We start from the raw sequence: 18,641 nt of genomic DNA on the forward strand, positions 1-18,641 counted from the left end.
AAAGGGATTAATACAAAGTTGTGAACTTTTCTGTAAAGCCAATGAAAAACAGTGGAAAATAGCGAAAAACCTTTTGACAAAGGTATATCTATTGTTTTTTATTTCTGAAAAGACAAAATCATTTCAGCCATTTTTCCGGGCGTTTTTGGTTCGGTTGTATTTTCAATATTTGACAATAATCGAGCTTTTTCTTTCTCCAGATTTCTGAAATGTTTTTCCATTGGAATGTCAGCGAGATGTTCTTCCTCTACTTGTAATGCTAACCCTTTTGAAGCAAAATACGATGCATTTAGTATTTGATCCCCCCTACTCTTTGAAGCAGCTAACGGAACTAGCAACATAGGCTTATGAATGGCTAACAGTTCAAAAATCGCGTTAGACCCAGCTCGTGAAATAGCATAATCAGCAGCCGCCAGCAAATGAGGTAACTCCGTCGTTACATATTCATACTGTACATAACCAGGTAACTCTTTCAATTGGCCATCTTCGTTTCCTTTCCCGCACAAATGAATGATCTGGTACTTTTTCAAAAGTTCCGGTAACGCATTGCGTATCGCATCATTCAATACAGCAGAGCCCTGACTTCCCCCCATGACAATAAAAATAGGACGCTCAGACGTCAATCTTGCTAGACGCAAACCCTCTTCTCGACTGCCATTGAAAAGTTCAGGCCGAATAATAGGGCCAGTGCAAGTGGATTTCCCAGACGGAACATATTGCAATGTTTGTTCAAATACCGTGAAGATCTGCGAAGAAAACGGTAGTGCCAATTTATTCGCTAAACCAGGCGTCACATCAGACTCATGAATCACGACAGGCACCTTCGCAAGTTTAGCTGCCATTACGACGGGAACTGAAACAAACCCTCCTTTCGAAAAGATGATTTCTGGTTTCAGCTTTCGAATAATGGACAAGGCTTGTAGAGTGCCTGCCCCTACCCGAAATGGATCGGTAAAGTTTTTCATTGAAAAATAACGCCGCAACTTCCCGCTCTGTATGGAGTGGTAGACAACTTCAGGATGTCCCTTACCAATTAATTCACTTTCAATTCCATCGTGGGAACCAATATAATGCACTTCATATCCTTTACCCAAAAATTCTGGGATTAAAGCTTGATTGACGGATACATGCCCTGCAGTACCGCCACCTGTTAATACGATTACCGGTCGCTTCATTCTTCCCATCCTTTCCTGTCGATTATGTAAGATGATGTTCATTCCGTCTTTCATGGTACAATGTGTATTGATAAATCAAGATATAGAGGAAATGAAAACCATGTCTACTTCAACGAAAACAGTTAAACAAAAAATTTTGCTATTCATTAAGATTATGATCCCTATATTAATTACCCAAGTCGCACTGTATTTGATGTCTTTCTTTGATATTCTCATGACAGGTCGCTATGATACGTATCATCTAGCGGGTGTCACAATCGGAACCTCCTTTTGGACGCCCGTCTATACAGGGCTTGCAGGTATTTTAATGGGACTCACTCCTATTATCGCACAGCAGATCGGTGCAAAGAACAAAAGAGAGATACGACCTACTGTCCAGCAAGCATTATACGTTTCTCTTACTCTTTCGGCAATCATTTTTATGCTCATAAAGTGGGGCGTGTTGCCGGCGATTGCCAAAATGCCTCTGGATGATCAAGTAGTTCAAGTCGCGACTGAATATTTGACTGGGATGAGTATCGGTCTAGTCCCGTTGATGGCTTATACGGTCTTACGTTCGTTTTTCGATGCGCTTGGTGCGACACGTGTGTCAATGTTCATCATTTTATTATCCGCCCCTATTAATATCTGTTTGAACTATCTATTGATTTTTGGACGTTTCGGATTTCCTGAACTAGGTGGTGCCGGAGCAGGCTATGCCTCAGGTATTACCTATTGGTTGGTATTTTTGATAGCCGCTTTAATTGCGTGGTCATCTAATCACTTCAAAGATTTTATGTTATTCAGCGGTTGGCAGCGTGTGTCCTTTAGTAGATGGAAAGGGATTCTGGTTGTTGGGGTGCCGATCGGTCTTTCGATCTTTGTCGAGATGAGTATATTTTCGGTCGTCACCTTACTCATGAGCAGTTATACCGCTCAAGTCATTTCCGCACATCAAATCGCTTTAAATTTTACATCGTTACTATATATGGTGCCACTAAGCGTATCAATGGGAACGACGATATTAGTTGGTCAGTCGATTGGCGGGAACCGTCCGAAAGACGCTAGAGATTATACATATCTCGGAATTGGATTTGCTGTTTTGTTTAGTTTTCTATCCATATTCATCCTGCTATCATTCCGTGAGTCGATCGCTTCGATGTATACACCAGATTCCGCTATTGTTACGCTAGCTATGCAGTTTTTTATCTATGCGGCCTTCTTTCAGTTATCTGATGCCGTGCAGGCGCCCATTCAAGGTGCATTACGTGGCTATAAAGATGTAACGATGACGTTTATAGTGGGCGTGATTTCGTTTTGGTTGATCGGTTTGCCAACAGGTTTCTTGCTGGCTCGCTATACTAGTTTAGAAGCGTATGGATATTGGGTTGGACTTATCACGGGTTTAACGATAGGAGCCATCATTCTTTCCTTCCGCCTACGTACGATTCAAAAGAGGCAGGAACAATCACGAGCGGAATCATTCTAATGTAAGAGTAGTGTTATGCTTGGTTCTACTATCAAAAAAAGAAGCCGTCCTAGAAAGTCATTTCTTATGACTTTCAGGACGGCTTCTACATGTTATTTTTGAATAAATTGTTGTGTCCAGTAATTACCGTTTGCATCATATCCGATACCGATATGCGTGAATCCTGGAGTCAGGATATTTTTTCTGTGGCCTTCAGAGTTCATCCAAGCGGTCACTACTTCTTGAGCAGTCCGCTGACCCATCGCAATGTTTTCAGCCGCTGCACGGTATGTAATGCCATTCATCTTCATTTGATCAAATGGTGAACCATACGTAGGGCTTGTGTGTGAAAAATAATTATTTTTCGCCATGTCTGCTGACTTTTGTTTTGCAGATTTTTGTAGAGCTGTGTCAAATTGCAATGGCTTCAAGCCTGCTTTTGCACGTTCTGCATTTGTTAAGTCTAATACCGCTTGCTCTACTGCAGATACATTTGCATCGGTTGCTGGCTGTTGTGGTTTTTCAGCTGTTGGCGGTGTAGTAGGCTGTTGTGGTTCTTCAGTTGGCGTGCTTGGTTGTTGTGGCTTTTCCTCTGGCTTGCTCGGCTGTTCAGGTTTTTCTTCTGGCTTACTAGGTTGTTGTGGCTTTTCCTCTGGCTTGTTCGGTTGTTCAGGTTTTTCTTCTGGCTTACTAGGTTGTTGTGGCTTTTCCTCTGGCTTGTTCGGTTGTTCAGGTTTTTCTACCGGCTTACTCGGTTGTTCTGGCTTTTCTTCTGGCTTGTTCGGCTGTTCAGGCTTTTCAACCGGCTTGTTTGGTAGGTTTTCCAGAATGAAACTGTATTTTTTCCAGATATAATTGAATAGATCCGGGTTTTGGTTGTGGAGTACATTCCACTTATACGTATGGCTAGTTTGCGTCGTGTCGATCGTGCTTGCCTCCGCCGAATGGTTGGGCAATAAAATAGCTGAGCTTAATAAGATGATTGATAATGGTTTTTTCATCTCTGTACCTCCTCTTCTACGCATCCAATCATAACGTTTTAGAAAAGGAGAAAATGTGACGAAAATTACCAGTCTATCCAATCCAATCTACAAACCTATCAGATTAGAGGGTCAGCTTCCTTTCATTTAGCAATATTCCCCTTCCATGAAGACTATTGGTAGTGAAAAGGTATTGACAACTACTGTGGAGAGGGATATTCGATGTTTGAAATTTGCTCTCCTATGATGACTACTTTCGAAGGGATTTGCATATATTCAGGAATCCAATTGACCATCCCATAGGCATATTGAAAAAGATGTGAGTATCTGGAACCTTCTAATTGAATATATCCTTTCATCCGATACACGGTGTCAGGTAGTGAACGCACCCACTCCTCAAAATGATCTTGATTTATCGGCTGATCAAATGTTAGTACCTTCGAAGCCAGTGGTAACCCCCTACCCGTACTCACAGCTTGTGTAGGAGCAGAAGCTGCATCGACCATCTTCTCTAGATAGCTAAAATCCATTTTCGCATTCGTTGTCTGTACAAGAGGCGCAAAGCTATTGAATTGCGTCACTTGCATCGTGACGAATGCCAATTGGTCAGCTGTTAATAAATCTACTTTGTTCAACAGCATAAAATGGGCATGTCGAACTTGTTCTAAGAAAAGTGCAAGCATCCGAGGTGAGAGCTTGTCTCGGTCTATCCAACGCTTGGCATCTACGACAGTGACGATCCCTTTCACGGTTAATTGATCTGCGAATAAAGGGGAATAGACCGCGTCTAATGCTTCTACAGGATGCGCGGCCCCAGTCGTTTCGATAAATAGGACATCGATGTGCGGATAGTCTGCTAATAAGCTTTGTAGTTGCGCTTCCGTTGATTCAGCACCTGTGCAACAGATGCAGCCATTCAATAACTCTTTTAACGGCACGTCGCCAGCTTCTTCTACTAGTTGGCTATCTATATTGAGTTCACCAAATTCGTTCATTAGAACAGCTGGTTGTCTACCTGATTTATTTACTTGGTCAATTAATTGGACGAGTAAGGAAGTTTTCCCACTTCCGAGAAAACCGCTTACTAAATATACATCGATCATACATCTCTATCCTTTCTTATAGAAGAAACGCGTCCAAGCTCACTGTGCTGGACGCGTCTTCTTGTCCGTATCGAACGGAACTAGTTATGAGTTGATTTCTTTTAAGACGACCTCTTTCGCTTTCAACAATTGCGGATCATCTTTTTTCATTTTATCACGTAATTTTTGCATTAAGCCGATCGTTGTATCTCCAGACAACACACCGGTTTGTTCGAGTGACAAATCTTTCTGTAACGTTTTGACGGCTTGTGCCGTATTTTTGTCATACAGCCCATCCGCTTCTCCTGGATCGTATCCTACCGCCTCTAACATCTCTTCAGCAGCTTGTACAGTTGGAGATACCATTCCTTCCTTCATTTCTTCTGATGAATCCAAAAACGGAAGCGTTGCATAGGAAGGATATGGCACTTTGACGTCTGGCTCAATTCCTTTTTTATGGATCCAGTTGCCGTTTGGCGTCAACCACTTAGCGGTAGTCAATTTCAGATTGGAACCATCCTGCAGTTGCGTAGGTGTTTGTACGGTTCCTTTTCCAAAGGTTTTGACTCCGACAATCGGAATTTTTGCTGACTCTTTGAGAGCGCCTGCTAAAATTTCTGAGGCAGATGCACTGCCATCGTCCACGATCAACGCAACTGGCACATTTACTTTCTGACCATTCGATGCTGGATACACTTCAGCTGGACGGCCTTTTTCTTGCGTTTGAAATAACGCTTTTCCTTCTTCTACAAATAGATCAGAAATATCGATGGCACCACTCAGGATGCCTCCTGGATTTTGGCGTACATCAATTAGGACACCTTTCATCCCTTTTTCTGTCATTTCATTTAAAGCGTCCAGTAATTCCGTATACGTATTTTCTGAGAAGGAGGTAATATTAATATGCGCGATTTTATCATCCAACATTTCGGCATACACGGTATGGATTGGTATGACGTCACGTACAATTTTGACATCGAACGGTTCTTCACGTGTCCCTCGTCGAATCGATAACGTGACCGTTGAGCCTTTTTCTCCCCGAATTAACAGGACCGCTTCCGAGGAAGACATACCATGGATGCTTTTTCCATCTACAGCTAAAATCGTGTCATTCGGTAAGAGCCCTACTTTTTCAGCAGGTGAATTTTTAATAGGAGATACGACACTTATATAGCCATTGGACTCTTGAATTTCCGCACCGATTCCTTCAAAACTTGACGAAATACTTTCATTGAGTTGTTTTGCTTCTTTCTCATTTAAATAGTCCGAATACGGATCACCGAGCGCGTCGACCATACCATTGATGGCACCATCTATGACAACTTGGTCGTCCACTTCATCAAAATAACTTTGTTTTAGTTGATCATATGCATCGAAAAGTTTATTGAATTCTTTCCGTTCTATTCCCACTTGCTGAGGTTTAACAACTTCTACGACTTTTTCATCACCGACTGTTAGTGTGAAGAATGTGACCGCTGCTGTCGCCAGCACAAGGGCAAAGATGAGCATGATCAACGAAAACGGCTTGATGCGGATATATCGACTCGGTTCCGGCTTTTTTTCTGGTTCTAACTCCCCGTTTTCATGAGCATCTTTTTCGTCCATCGTCTTCCCTACTTTCTAAACTCCCATGAAAAGAACCGCTACCAAGAGCGGTCTTCGTTCAAAGGTTCTCAATATACACCTATACCACTGATCGAAGTGTGTCATAGGTACTGAATTCGGTTTACTGCTTACTCAGCAATCGCTGCTTCAAGTGCTACTTCGATCATATCATGGAATGTCGTTTGACGTTCCTCAGGCGTTGTGATTTCTCCAGTCAGGATATGATCACTAACAGTTAGGACAGCGAGTGCTTGACAGCCAAATCGTGCAGCCAATGTGTAGAGAGCTGCCGCTTCCATTTCAACTGCCAATACGCCATGACGAGCTAATTTCTCATGTTGTCCGTCTTCATTATAGAAGAAATCTTCTGTGTAGACATTCCCGACTTGCAAATGTAGACCTTTTTCCTTCCCTGCATTATATGCTTTTAATAATAAGTCAAAATCGGCAGTTGGCGCAAAACGAATTGGTCCGAACACCGTGTCGTTTAATGAAGAATTTGTCGTTGCGCTCTGAGCTAAGATGACGTCACGTACTTTAACGTCTTTTTGAATCGCGCCACAAGTCCCGACACGAATCAATTTTTTTACGTCAAATTCTTGCATCAATTCAGTGGTGTAAATGGAAATCGAAGGTACACCCATCCCCGTTCCTTGGACTGAAATCCGTTTTCCTTTATAGGTCCCTGTAAACCCAAACATATTACGGACTTCATTGTACTGAACTACGTCTTCTAAAAATGTTTCTGCGATGAACTTTGCGCGCAATGGATCTCCAGGTAGAAGAATCGTGTCTGCAATATCGCCCTTTTTTGCGTTAATATGTATACTCATGTGTACGTCAGCCTCACTTCACTATTTTAGTTTTATCATACAGCGAATACGGGCGAGATGCAATGAAGACCTCGCTCCTTATCTACTGCATACATCTTCATAGATCGCATACAGTTCATCAAATGTGATGGAACCCAAATCGTCATCTGCTTGATCTTCCACATAACGTGACAACGTATCGAATTCTTCTTCATTCTTTGGAAAACTCGGATCGCGAAACATTTTTTCTGCAAATAGTGCTTTCTTATCGTCTTTACTGCCGCCACGATACCGTAGTGCAAAATGATAAAAGGATCGATCCATCGTCATCACCTTCCTTTATTCGAATAAACCGACATATTCACCGTATCCTTCTTTCTCAAGATCAGAGACTGGAATAAAACGTAATGCCGCAGAATTGATACAATAACGCAAGCCACCTTGATCAGCTGGTCCATCCGGGAACACATGTCCTAAATGCGAGTCGGCCGTTTTGCTGCGGACTTCTGTACGACGCATGCCGTGACTTGTATCAAAATGCTCTGTCACTTCCTCAGATTCAATCGGTTTCGTAAAGCTTGGCCATCCACAACCCGCGTTGAATTTATCACGGGAACTGAATAGAGGTTTCCCTGATACGATATCGACATAAAGCCCGTCTTCAAAATGCGCATCAAACTCATTTTGAAACGGTGGTTCGGTACCACTTTCCTGCGTGACGTAATACTGCATGTCCGTCAAGCGGTTTTTCAAGTCATTTTTCATAAGGATTGACCCCCCAATTCCGCTCTATAAATCCAGCCCGACCCGATCCTACGGTGTAGCGTTCGTAGTGGCCTGGATTCTTTTCGTAGTATTGCTGGTGATATTCTTCTGCTGGATAGAATGGATGTGCTGGTAAAATGTCCGTGACGATCGGCTTATCAAACTTTCCGCTTGCTTGTAGGTTACCTTTCGATTCTTGTGCTTCTATTTGCTGTTCTGGCGAATGAGTATAAATCGCGGACTTATAAGACTCTCCACGATCATGGAACTGCCCACCTGCATCTGTAGGATCAATCACTTGCCAGAAAATATTCAGTAATTCCTTATAAGAAATGATTTCGTCATCAAATTCGATTTGTACTGCTTCGCGATGACCCGTCGTGTTCGAACACACTTCTTCATACGTCGGATTCACTTTTGTTCCACCTGTGTAACCTGATGTCACAGAATGGACACCTTCATAGAGATCAAACGGTTTGACCATACACCAAAAACACCCACCTGCGAATGTTGCAAATTGTTTTGCCATACTTCCTGCCTCCTTAATTTTTCGGAATTAATACTTCCAATATAATCTCGTCTTTAGCCAAATTTATGTTCTTTGCTTTCACTTGGATATCACCGGATACCGGCAAATCCTGTAGATCAATGAAAATCTCTTCCTCTTTTGGTCGCACAATCATCCATGAAGGAAACTCCACTGAGTTTTTTAACAACTTTAACACAGTAGAAGGTGGAATATTTAATTGCCCTAATTCCATAGACGATTGTTTCAGGATTAAGTTTCCATCTTCCTGCACAATCGGATCGAAATGCATTTCAAATGGCAACGTGTAGGAAAACACGGTGAGTTCAGAAGTAAGGACTACATCCTCCCGCATTTCTAACTCGACAGGTAACGCATTGCCTTTCATCGCTTTTCGTATGTACGTATTCGCGATCCCTTCAAAATTTTCCTTCGTCGTATTCAACGCAAGTGAATAGGTCTCTTTTGTGGAAGGGTTTGATTTAGGAAGAGGAGGTGAAGACGTCGTGCTGCCGATCAACAAAATAAGGCCGACTAGCGATGCGGCAAGTAATCCCGCAAGGCTGAAAAATGCGATTTTCCAATAATTCATGGGTACTCTCCTCTCACTCCACTTCCAGCTCAATAGCAGAACAACTTTTCATTTCATCTACAAATCGTTTCGCCATCCAATCATAGCCTTTGCTGTTTGGATGAAAAAAGTCTGTGTGATAAACCATATTTGTATTCGAATTAAATAAATCTTTTACAGGTACAAAACAAGCCATGCCGTCTTTTTCGACTTGTTCTTCCAGTGAAGCGTTCCAATCATTCACAATGACTTCAAATTCCTCCACTTCGTCCGTGACGACTGAAAAGGGATTGTATAAGCCTGCGACAACGATTGGCGCGTTCGGATTGAGCAATCGAACTAACTGGAACAATTCGTCCATTCTGTTTTCAAATTTGCCCAGTTCCTTATAAAAATCGGAAAGTTTCATCTTCAAAAAGTTTCCTTTGACCACCTTCATTAAATCGTTGCCGCCAATTGTTAGCACAATATAATCAGCTTGCACAATGGCTTCTTGTACTTCGGCATCCTCTAGCTGATCGAGTAATTGATCACTTCGCCGTCCTCGTTTTGCCAAATTCACGGCATCTACTTCCCGAATGCCTTTCCATTGTTCCATGTCCGTCGTCAAGCGTCCGAAGTACCCGCCTTCTTTCCGTTCATCTCCTACCCCTTGTGTCAATGAATCCCCTAGTCCTACTACATTTACACGCTTAGGAACAAAGTATTCGGGAATTGAAAAAGGTTCAAAGAGAACAGGTTCCCGTTCGGACAATGTCGTGTCTTTTAGGCTAAATGGTGTTTGGCATCCTGATAAGAACAATGAGAAGACGAACAACAGCAAAACCATTCTTCTCATAAACTCTACCTTCCCCTTTAATTTTGGTAGTTTTCATCTGTGTAAAACATAAAACCAATCGCGCCTTCCCCTGTATGCGTACTGACGATTGGCGTCGTAAACGTTAATTTTACTTGTATGCCCATTTCTTCAATCCGTGCTTTTAAAGGTTCTGCCATTGCCAGTCCATTGGCATGCGCAATCCCCACACTACGAATTACTTTCCCTGCTGTCTCTTTTTTAAACTCGTTCAATAGATAGGTAACGACTTGCTTATGACTACGTACTTTTGCGACAGGTGTATAGACGCCATCTTTTAAGGTAGCAATGGGTTTAATATTCATCAAGGAACCGAACATCGCCTTCCCCTTGCCGATGCGTCCACCTTTTACTAGATTATCCAGTACGTCGACCACTACATATAGTGAAGAACGTTTACGAACACTATCTAGCTCACTGACAATTTCTTGTACAGACTTTCCTTCTTCCACTAGACGACAAGCTTCTAGCACTTGAAACGTCAGTGCATGGGAAATGTACATGGAATCAACTACTGTCACATCAGAAGAGGACGCCTGTGCTGCTGTTTGTGCGGATTTCACCGTGCCACTCATTCCGCCTGTCATATGGATCGATAGAACGGATGAACCATCTGCTCCTAATTCATCATATAATTTTTGAAAGACCCCAACAGCGGGCTGTGAACTTTTCGGCAGTTCTTTTGATTCCCGCATGAGATCGAGAAATTGTTCAGGGTGGAGGTCTACTCCATCTACATAGGATTTTTCATTAATTTGAATAGTGAGTGGAACGACATGGATTTTATATTGTTCGATCAATTCTTGTGTAAGATCTGCTGTTGAATCCGTGACAATGTGTATTTTTTTCATGGGTATGGTCTCCTTCGCGTGCTGTGAAATGCGATTTTTTGTTCATTTATTGCTATAGTAGTGGTTGAGGAGGTGTTCTCATATGTTCGATGCATTTGATTTTAAGAATCTGTCCGAAGAACGCTGGAACGCGATCACCCATGCCATTGGCTTCCTGCTAAGTATACCTGCGCTCGTTTACTTGATCTTAGCAGGTGTAGAACATGGCACAGCAATAGCGGTCGTTAGCTTTACGATTTTTGGAGTTTCTATGCTACTGCTTTTTTTAATGAGTACGTTATTACATAGTATGCCCATTAAAGTAAAAGAGTTTTTCTCTATTTTGGACCACTCCGCCATCTATGTCCTAATTGCGGGCACCTACACACCTTTTTTGCTTGTAACGTTAAAGGGAGCTCTCGGTTGGACATTATTTGGTATCATTTGGGGCCTTACCATACTAGGGATTTTGTTTAAAATCTTTTTTATACACCGTTTTGAAAAAGTGTCTCTGGCTCTCTATATCGTCATGGGCTGGCTAATCGTTATTGCGATTAAGCCGTTGTATGAACAACTTCCACAAGCCGGTTTTTGGTTACTCGTGCTAGGTGGAGTCTTTTACACGTTCGGCTCAATTTTTTATATGTGGCGGCGCTTGCCGTACAATCATGCGATTTGGCACTTGTTTGTCATCGCCGGCAGCGCAGCCATGTATTTTAGCGTCCTTCTGTATGTATGAGAAGGACGCTATTCTTTTTTGTCCCAAATTTGATAAACATACGGTGTGCCGTCTTGCGCATAGTGTGTGTCGGACTCGCTCGTTAACTTCCAACCCTCTCCATATTCCGGAAAAAAGGTATCGCCAGGATAGGATTTTTCAATCACCGTAATATACAGTCGATCGGCAACATCCAGTGACATCTCGAAAATCTGAGCACCGCCAATAATCATCACTTCTTCTGCATATTCTTCAGCGATCTGTATGGCTCTTTGTAGATCATGCACAACCGTAACACCTGCTGCTTCATAAGAGGGGTTGCGTGTAATAATAATGTTTAAGCGTCCAGGTAACGGGCGCCCAATCGATTCGAATGTTTTACGTCCCATTACGACGGCTTTTCCCATCGTCATCTTTTTAAAATAAGCCAGTTCTTCGGGGATATGCCATGGCATTTGGTTGTCTACCCCGATCACACGATGTAGATCATGAGCTACTAGTAGTGAAATCAAATGAACTTCCTCCTTATACAGCAATCGGTGCAGTGATTTTTGGGTGTGGATCATAATCTTCCACAGTAATATCCTCTACGTTTAATTCGAAAATAGATCGTCCTGCATAATTGATCTTCAACGTTGGTAGGTTTTTCGGTTCTCTCGATAATTGTTCTTGCACTTGTGTCAAGTGATTTTGATAAATATGCGCGTCTCCTAGTGTATGGACAAATTCGCCCACTTCGAGTCCACATTCATGTGCGATCAAATGAATCAATAACGCATACGAAGCGATATTAAATGGTACGCCTAAGAAGACATCCGCACTGCGTTGATATAATTGGCACGATAACTTTCCGTCCGAAACATAAAATTGGAACAGTAAATGACAAGGGGGTAACGCCATGTCATCGACTTCAGCTGGATTCCAAGCCGTAACGATATGGCGGCGCGAATTTGGATTCGTTTTGATGCTTTCAATAACCTGTGCCAGTTGATCAATGACGCCATGATCCGTATCCCATGCTCTCCACTGTTTTCCATAAACAGGACCTAAATCTCCATAAGTGGCCGCAAAGTCTTCATCCGCTAGCACACGTTCTTTAAATGTAGCCAACTCCGCTTTGTAGACTTCAGCGAACTGTTCATCTTCTAACACACGATGACCGAAATTCGTCATATCTGGCCCCGTATAGGCGTCACTTTTGACATATCGTTCAAACGCCCATTCATCCCAAATACCATTCCGTTCTTGAATAAGGGTACGAATGTTTGTATCCCCTTTCAAAAACCACAGTAACTCCGAAACGATTAAACGAAACGCCATTCGTTTAGTTGTCAATAACGGAAAACCTTGCGCTAAATCAAACCGCATTTGATAACCGAACACACTATACGTACCCGTACCCGTGCGATCTCCTTTTGTCGTCCCTGTTTCTAGAATATGTTCACATAGATTTAAATATTGCTTCATTTTCAGACTCCCTCTTCTAAATTACATACAGTATAGCATTATTTCAGTCGTGACAAAAAGAAACATAACCCGCAATATCGCGACAAAAAAACACACCGCAAAATGGCTGGTTACGAAAGCCATTTTGGAGGTGTGTTTTTACTCCAGTATTCGATGGCAATTATATTATTGGGTAATTTATAATTACAATGTTGATATGTATAATGTTTCAAACGTACCGTATTCTTTTACCTTTCGTAATTTAACATATTTTAAAGTATCCTTCTGGGGTACACTTGGGGTACAGCTAAAAATTAAAATGATTTAAATGAATTTGTCATATCTAGTAAAACATCCACCTTCTCGACTGAGTTGGTGGATGTTTGATTATCGATTTTTATTTTTCAGCTTTTCAAGTAACGCATTAACTTTCTCGTGCGTGATTTCTGTTTCTTCTTTCAACACGATAATTTTACCATCAGAGTGAATTTCAACAATGTCGCCTTCTTTAATCGACTCGGTAACATCAGAAACTGAAATTAATACTTGATTAATTTCGTCGGGGTAGTCTAGAAATACATACTGACCCTCTTCAATGCGATCTAATGTATATTTTTTACTCATTCGCATGCCCACCCATCTTTATCTCGATCCATCTTAGATTGATATGCCGGATGTCCTTTTGCTACTCCGCTCGGATATACTTTTCGCAACTCTGTACAGTTTTTGAAACCAGTCTGTACTTTAGGTGGTGTCGGTTTCGGTTTTGCTACAGGCTTTTGAGTCGGCTTAGACGGTGCAGGCTTTGCTACCGGCTTAGATGGCGCTGGTTTGGCTACAGATACATTGCCGCAACTATTTGAAACGGAGTGCTTAGTGCCGTTTGTAGTGACTGTGATATTACAATGTATCGGTGTTTTGTAAGTTTTTGCACCTACGTTTTTAAGTCGTGCCTCTACAGCTAAATTAGGATGACCGTAGCTGTTATTTTTGCCATATGATAAGATTGCAACGCTCGGCTTCACAGCACTAATAAACGCCGCCGAACTGCTTGTATCAGATCCATGGTGGCCGTTTTTGAGGACAGTCGCTTTGACATCATACTTAGACTTGAGATAGTTTTCAGTTGTAATATCCGCATCGCCCATTAATAGGAACGATACCTTGTTATACGTAATCTTTAAGACAATCGATGCCGCATTGCTGTCTTTAGCACTTTCATCTGCGTACAACACGCGAGTGATTAATTGTGGATCTAATGCTAACTTGTCCAATTCTTTAGCAATTGTAAACTTAATATTCTTTTTGTCGATTAACGCCAACATATTATAGTAGGTTTGTGTTGTGTGTGGATGTCCAGAGTCGATAAAGTTTGTCACAGGAAACGCATTTAGAACCGCTTCCAAGCCACCGATATGGTCCGCATCTGGATGAGTTGCTACTACATAATCAAGACGCTTAACACCTTTTGACTTTAGAAACGAGACTACTTTGCTGCCTGCCGCTTTAGGACCGCCGTCAACTAACATGTTTTTGCCGTTTGGAGCTTGTACCAGGATGGCATCTCCTTGTCCTACGTCGATAAAGTGTACTTTCATGTCTTTTGCTGCCGCTGCATCCGTAGACACAGGTAACAGACTAATTGTTAATACAATAGCCATTAATAACGTTGTAATCTTCTTCAAATTTTCTCCCCCTTATAGGCTATATTAAGGACTATCATAGTATGTATGTATCTAGTTGTCTACATAATTTTCCAATATAACCTAAGAAAGCATTATTGAAGTAGTTGGTTTTCTACAACTTCTATGTTGTTCACTTGCAAAACATTGTAACTTGCAGTTTCAGTTACCACCATTTGCGCACCATTAATGTAAATCGGTTGAATCGTTTTAACATCCATGTCTGTCTCAAAACTAAAATTTGTTCCATTCTTTAAATTTAAAGAAACTGTGTACTTTTTCACTGATAATCACCCCCATTTTAATAGTCAATTCGACATAGGGGTTCAATATCCTTCAAATTATCTAAATAATATGTAAATCAATTTTTTTCTTTTGAAAAGTATTTATTCATCAGTTCTTCCGTTCTATTGCGCAGCCGGAAACTTAGGTAATTGCGTGAGTCTTCATAGCCGTTATGTATAAAAATATATTCGGTGAAGATGCCTTCTTGTTTACCTTTAATAAGCTTCATTTGATTCTGCCGTAGATAATCGTGCGTCTGTTTCAGATCTAATTGAACCGCAGCCATAGTATCATCAATAAACGCTATATAAGGACCATTAAATTTAAGAGGTAGATTTTCAAAGCGCGAACGATCTTTGGATAGTATGGTCATGATCATTGGCAGGTAGATCATGTTTTCAAAATATGGTATTGCTTCGTCCGGAATCAAACGCAATCAGATCACCAGACTTTCTTTATGTGTTATGGGAACCGCTGCTAAGACATTGTCGATGATAAAGGTCCGCTTGGCTTTACGCAGGAAGCAGTATGCCACAAAGGATTCTTTATGCATATGCAGCACCTTCACTCGCCGCTTGCTGATTGAGCCATCTTTGGCCATGTACATTACTTCTAATGTTTCGCCATACTTTACCGCTCTTTCTAATGTCTTAAGCACATGCGTTCCCCTCCTTGAATCGATTATAAGGAATGTTTGTTCGTTTGTAAAGAAGCGTTTAACTTTGTAAAGTGATAGCGCCATTCTTTCATTCCGAAGGCTACATACTTCCGATTGAAACGATCGGAACCAAGTGGAAACTCCATTTCTACTGTCGAACGTTGCTTACATGTTTAATACTTCTAACGAGGGGGAAAGATTTTAATGGAGCAATAATCCGCTATACTTTTAGTATAGTGTTTGCTATAATTAGCGTTATTACATAATCAATTAGGAGTTGAGCTCAATGAATACTCAAAAAAATTCTCACTCTTCATTAAAACCAATCCAATTAACAGAGAGACTATTTAAAAAAAATAACCACCAGACAAAAAATCTTAATTTTGTTGAAATAAAAATAAAGTAAAGACATTAAGTCTTTACTTCAGACTGTAGACAAAAGCAAAGTAAGTGGGAAGAATACCGTTGATCTACATTCCAGGCGGACGCGTTCCGCGGGCATGGCTTCAGCCTCCTCGTCGCTACGCTCCTGCGGGGTCTTCAGCTCATGCTATTCCCGCAGGAGTCGCCGCCTTCCACTACGATCAACTAGCGTATTTCATTGATTTTAGTAAGTAGCTTATCTATCTTAAAAAAAAACAGAAAGCCTACATTTTTTGAATAAGATTAGTTTGTCTACAAGCTGAAGTAAAGACATTAAGTCTTTACTTTATTTTTACTTTCTCCTTCAATCTTCAGCAGATACAGCAACTAGATCAACCACTGGTGGTGGGATATACATATCATATTCTTTTATGAGTTCTTCAAAATCATTTAAAAAACGCGCATCCTTGGGCATCCCAACTTCTATATACCTTGAAGCAGCTTCTTTATTATTATCATTCTCAAGATAATATTTCGCTAACTCTAAATGATACTTTTGTTCTAGCTCCGATGCAAATTTCCCATTGTTATATTTCTTATCCATTTCTATCGATTTCTCATACCATTCTTTCCCTTTTTCAAAATCCTTTTCTCTCTTCAAATACCAGTAACCTTTTGTTGCATAGATAACCGAAAGTTCAGAATTGAGTTTAATACAATTATTTAAAATTTCCTCAACATGTTCAACACCACTGCCATTTTCATCAATAATGTTATAACACTGATTATTGATTCGCATTAACACTTCATAAAGGATGTTTTCAGATTTCCCGGCATTTAAGAATTCTTGCAGTTCTGATGTGCTAATTAAAATAAAATATTTAAACATTCCAACACGCGAATTTAGTGTCTCCACCATGGAGTGTAGTATTTCATGGGGCTCATCTAAAATTATGAAGCCAAAATTTAACCTAGAATAATTATCTTCAATAATTTTCATTGCTTGCTCTGCTTCAAGTTGAAAACTTAACCAAAAATGTACATCGATTTCTATATTAAGAAGATTTATAAGCCTTTCCTCTTCTCCTAGCATTATTTCAAATGCTCGAACCAACTCAGATTCAAGTTGTATCCTCCTCTTTAATAATTCAAACTCTAAATTATTCATACCTTTAATACTGATATAAGAAGTTGTTTCATTTAAAAAAAGTGGATTAGTGCCAACTAGATTAGTGTCTAATCTTTCTCCGTGGTAATCTAAGTAACTCTCGGATAGTGTTGTGAAAAAATCCTGGAAACTGTCTTTTAAATCTTTTTCTGAATGTGAATTAAAAAGCTCACTATTGTTTTCGAACCAAAACACCCATCTTCCTTCACTGCTCAGGTTTACATAAAGATATATCGAAAAGTCTTTATTAGAAATCTCGTAAATAAAACAATCTTTCTGATTGGTAATATGTGGTGTGAAATTTAATGCGGATAATATTTTTTCATAATTAAATTTAGAATCTAAATGAATTACTGACATGAATAAGGAAACTTTCTTTTCTCTATCCTCATTAATTAAATTCTTGGGAAAGTCATAATCAATACTATATAATGGACATAAGATTGTTTCCTTCTTTTCTTCTTCCTTTATAGTTTGATTATAAGGGGCGCTCTCTTTCGATATACTTTTAGTTTCATTTAAATTAATTAAATCGATCAAACTTTTTATGGTATGAACCAATTTAGACATTTCCTTGACCGAGGTTTTTACATCAAAGTCAAATTCGTAATCAGCAGTTTGTCTTAACCAATAAAGTCTTAATGTGATAATAAAAAATAGCCATACATTTTTACGCTCGCTATCTTCAAGTGATTTAATTAAAGAATAAGCAATGGCCTGTTTTACGTTATTTTCATGGTTTCTACCCAATTTACCCAACTCGGTGTATATTTCTCTGTAACTGTCCAGTGAACTTCCTTTATATTCTATTCCAAACAGGTTGTTAGATATAAAATTTACGTTTGGATTCAGAAACAATTCACAATCCCATTCGCTATTCCAAGTATACATAAGCAGCATAAAAGGATCTATTTTAGACTTTGTGGTTTTACTAGCACTGGAATTATGTGATAAATAATTTATTAGTTCATTAGGATCTTCAATTTCTTTTATATCTTCTACCTTAAATGTTTCCGTGAACTTTCTGAACATATTACTAGTATAATGCTCAATTTCGTCAAATATTATTTCATGATCTTCTATCGATATAACATTATTGAAGAAACTATATAGTAGCGAGTTTGTATACTTATGTAATGAGTAATATAGCATGCTAGCGCAGCCACGGAGATCGTTTTTCAACATTGAAGCAATGGAGGATGTTAAATTTTGTTCAGATGTTATCCGATAAACATCGTCCTTTCTTGCTACGTGTTTGAAGATTCGTTTTCTAATATCTTCAATCTCCGATTCTTCTTTAAGTTGTGGAAAAAAAGAGATAGCTGTGGTAGAAATTTCAATCGTCTTCCGTTCAACATTATTAATAATCTTTAATTTAAAGGAATGGCCAAACAAATTTTTTTGAAAATCTATTCTCTCATTCCCTTCTATGAAAAACTCATTTTCTAATTGTTTAAATATAACCTCAGTAATTGATTTTCCAAAATAAAACTTAGTTGCAAGGTTTTCGTTGAATGGAATGAGAGTATTATTTAGCATTTTAACCTCCATAATATTTATTATCACTAATTTTACCATGTATTTCATATATTATAGCATAATTTTCACTCCCTAATTACTAAAAATAACAGCACCCCATACAACTTGACAGGGTGCTTTTCCACGACTGCTC

At 40.0% G+C, this 18,641-nt stretch carries 21 protein-coding genes; 2 read left to right on the forward strand and 19 right to left on the reverse strand.

From position 1 onward, the window contains the following. Positions 1 to 98 precede the first annotated feature (98 nt). Positions 99 to 1,175, reverse strand: a complete 1,077-nt coding sequence (locus GD002_RS11420) for an undecaprenyldiphospho-muramoylpentapeptide beta-N-acetylglucosaminyltransferase (protein WP_153732493.1) — start codon at positions 1,173 to 1,175, stop codon at positions 99 to 101. Between the two features lie 100 nt (positions 1,176 to 1,275). On the opposite strand from GD002_RS11420, the gene GD002_RS11425 reads away from it, so the two are divergent. Then, the gene (locus tag GD002_RS11425) at positions 1,276 to 2,643 is read left to right on the forward strand and encodes an MATE family efflux transporter (protein ID WP_153732494.1); all 1,368 of its coding nucleotides are present in this window, start codon (positions 1,276 to 1,278) and stop codon (positions 2,641 to 2,643) included. A 92-nt stretch (positions 2,644 to 2,735) separates the two neighbouring features. Here GD002_RS11425 and GD002_RS11430 read toward each other — a convergent pair whose 3' ends face one another. The 10 genes from GD002_RS11430 to GD002_RS11475 all read right to left on the reverse strand — a co-directional run bounded on the left by GD002_RS11430 (position 2,736) and on the right by GD002_RS11475 (position 10,670). Next, entirely contained in the window at positions 2,736 to 3,623 is an 888-nt protein-coding gene (locus tag GD002_RS11430; protein WP_153732495.1) for a CAP domain-containing protein, read from the reverse strand. Between the two features lie 179 nt (positions 3,624 to 3,802). Beyond that, positions 3,803 to 4,705 (reverse strand): CobW family GTP-binding protein, encoded by a 903-nt coding sequence (locus GD002_RS11435; protein ID WP_153732496.1) that lies wholly within the window; start codon positions 4,703 to 4,705, stop codon positions 3,803 to 3,805. An 84-nt stretch (positions 4,706 to 4,789) separates the two neighbouring features. After that, the gene (locus GD002_RS11440) at positions 4,790 to 6,289 is read right to left on the reverse strand and encodes a lmo1851 family serine protease (RefSeq protein ID WP_153732497.1); all 1,500 of its coding nucleotides are present in this window, start codon (positions 6,287 to 6,289) and stop codon (positions 4,790 to 4,792) included. A 128-nt stretch (positions 6,290 to 6,417) separates the two neighbouring features. Beyond that, positions 6,418 to 7,122, reverse strand: coding sequence for a purine-nucleoside phosphorylase (gene deoD / locus GD002_RS11445; RefSeq protein ID WP_153732498.1), 705 nt, complete (start codon positions 7,120 to 7,122; stop codon positions 6,418 to 6,420). A gap of 78 nt (positions 7,123 to 7,200) precedes the next feature. After that, the gene (locus GD002_RS11450; RefSeq protein WP_153732499.1) at positions 7,201 to 7,425 is read right to left on the reverse strand and encodes a YozE family protein; all 225 of its coding nucleotides are present in this window, start codon (positions 7,423 to 7,425) and stop codon (positions 7,201 to 7,203) included. 15 nt (positions 7,426 to 7,440) lie between these two features. Continuing rightward, a complete protein-coding gene (gene msrB, locus GD002_RS11455; RefSeq protein WP_153732500.1) occupies positions 7,441 to 7,866 on the reverse strand; it encodes a peptide-methionine (R)-S-oxide reductase MsrB in 426 nt (141 codons plus the stop codon). After that, complete coding sequence (gene msrA / locus GD002_RS11460) at positions 7,856 to 8,395, reverse strand: peptide-methionine (S)-S-oxide reductase MsrA (RefSeq protein WP_153732501.1); 540 nt, start codon at positions 8,393 to 8,395, stop codon at positions 7,856 to 7,858. Before msrA ends, msrB begins: the two co-directional genes overlap by 11 nt. Before the next feature lie 13 nt (positions 8,396 to 8,408). Further along, the gene (locus tag GD002_RS11465) at positions 8,409 to 8,984 is read right to left on the reverse strand and encodes a YpmS family protein (RefSeq protein WP_153732502.1); all 576 of its coding nucleotides are present in this window, start codon (positions 8,982 to 8,984) and stop codon (positions 8,409 to 8,411) included. 13 nt (positions 8,985 to 8,997) lie between these two features. Next, the gene (locus GD002_RS11470) at positions 8,998 to 9,801 is read right to left on the reverse strand and encodes an SGNH/GDSL hydrolase family protein (protein WP_153732503.1); all 804 of its coding nucleotides are present in this window, start codon (positions 9,799 to 9,801) and stop codon (positions 8,998 to 9,000) included. 17 nt (positions 9,802 to 9,818) lie between these two features. After that, entirely contained in the window at positions 9,819 to 10,670 is an 852-nt protein-coding gene (locus GD002_RS11475) for a DegV family protein (protein ID WP_153732504.1), read from the reverse strand. 82 nt (positions 10,671 to 10,752) lie between these two features. Here GD002_RS11475 and trhA point away from each other — a divergent pair, with 82 nt between their 5' ends. Then, positions 10,753 to 11,388 carry a PAQR family membrane homeostasis protein TrhA gene (trhA, locus tag GD002_RS11480; protein ID WP_153732505.1) on the forward strand — a complete coding sequence of 212 codons (636 nt, stop codon included), beginning with the start codon at positions 10,753 to 10,755 and terminating at the stop codon, positions 11,386 to 11,388. An 8-nt stretch (positions 11,389 to 11,396) separates the two neighbouring features. Here trhA and GD002_RS11485 read toward each other — a convergent pair whose 3' ends face one another. From GD002_RS11485 to GD002_RS11520, 8 genes are all read right to left on the reverse strand, one after another. After that, positions 11,397 to 11,879, reverse strand: coding sequence for a dihydrofolate reductase (locus tag GD002_RS11485; RefSeq protein ID WP_153732506.1), 483 nt, complete (start codon positions 11,877 to 11,879; stop codon positions 11,397 to 11,399). Between the two features lie 13 nt (positions 11,880 to 11,892). Continuing rightward, positions 11,893 to 12,834 (reverse strand): thymidylate synthase, encoded by a 942-nt coding sequence (locus GD002_RS11490; RefSeq protein ID WP_153732507.1) that lies wholly within the window; start codon positions 12,832 to 12,834, stop codon positions 11,893 to 11,895. A 366-nt stretch (positions 12,835 to 13,200) separates the two neighbouring features. Further along, positions 13,201 to 13,437: a DUF3006 domain-containing protein gene (locus GD002_RS11495; protein WP_153732508.1), complete on the reverse strand. Its 237-nt coding sequence runs from the start codon at positions 13,435 to 13,437 to the stop codon at positions 13,201 to 13,203. Next, positions 13,434 to 14,498 carry an MBL fold metallo-hydrolase gene (locus GD002_RS18105; protein WP_304625001.1) on the reverse strand — a complete coding sequence of 355 codons (1,065 nt, stop codon included), beginning with the start codon at positions 14,496 to 14,498 and terminating at the stop codon, positions 13,434 to 13,436. Before GD002_RS18105 ends, GD002_RS11495 begins: the two co-directional genes overlap by 4 nt. Positions 14,499 to 14,590: 92 nt before the next feature. Then, entirely contained in the window at positions 14,591 to 14,779 is a 189-nt protein-coding gene (locus tag GD002_RS11505; RefSeq protein WP_153732509.1) for a hypothetical protein, read from the reverse strand. A 77-nt stretch (positions 14,780 to 14,856) separates the two neighbouring features. Next, positions 14,857 to 15,216, reverse strand: a complete 360-nt coding sequence (locus tag GD002_RS11510; RefSeq protein WP_153732510.1) for a hypothetical protein — start codon at positions 15,214 to 15,216, stop codon at positions 14,857 to 14,859. After that, positions 15,217 to 15,438 (reverse strand): transcriptional regulator, encoded by a 222-nt coding sequence (locus GD002_RS11515; RefSeq protein ID WP_153732511.1) that lies wholly within the window; start codon positions 15,436 to 15,438, stop codon positions 15,217 to 15,219. Between the two features lie 727 nt (positions 15,439 to 16,165). Further along, positions 16,166 to 18,508 (reverse strand): hypothetical protein, encoded by a 2,343-nt coding sequence (locus GD002_RS11520; protein WP_153732512.1) that lies wholly within the window; start codon positions 18,506 to 18,508, stop codon positions 16,166 to 16,168. Positions 18,509 to 18,641: the final 133 nt, after the last annotated feature.

Origin of the sequence: Sporosarcina obsidiansis (genome assembly GCF_009651005.1) — a bacterium.
GTDB classification, from domain to species: Bacteria; Bacillota; Bacilli; order Bacillales_A; family Planococcaceae; genus Sporosarcina; species Sporosarcina obsidiansis.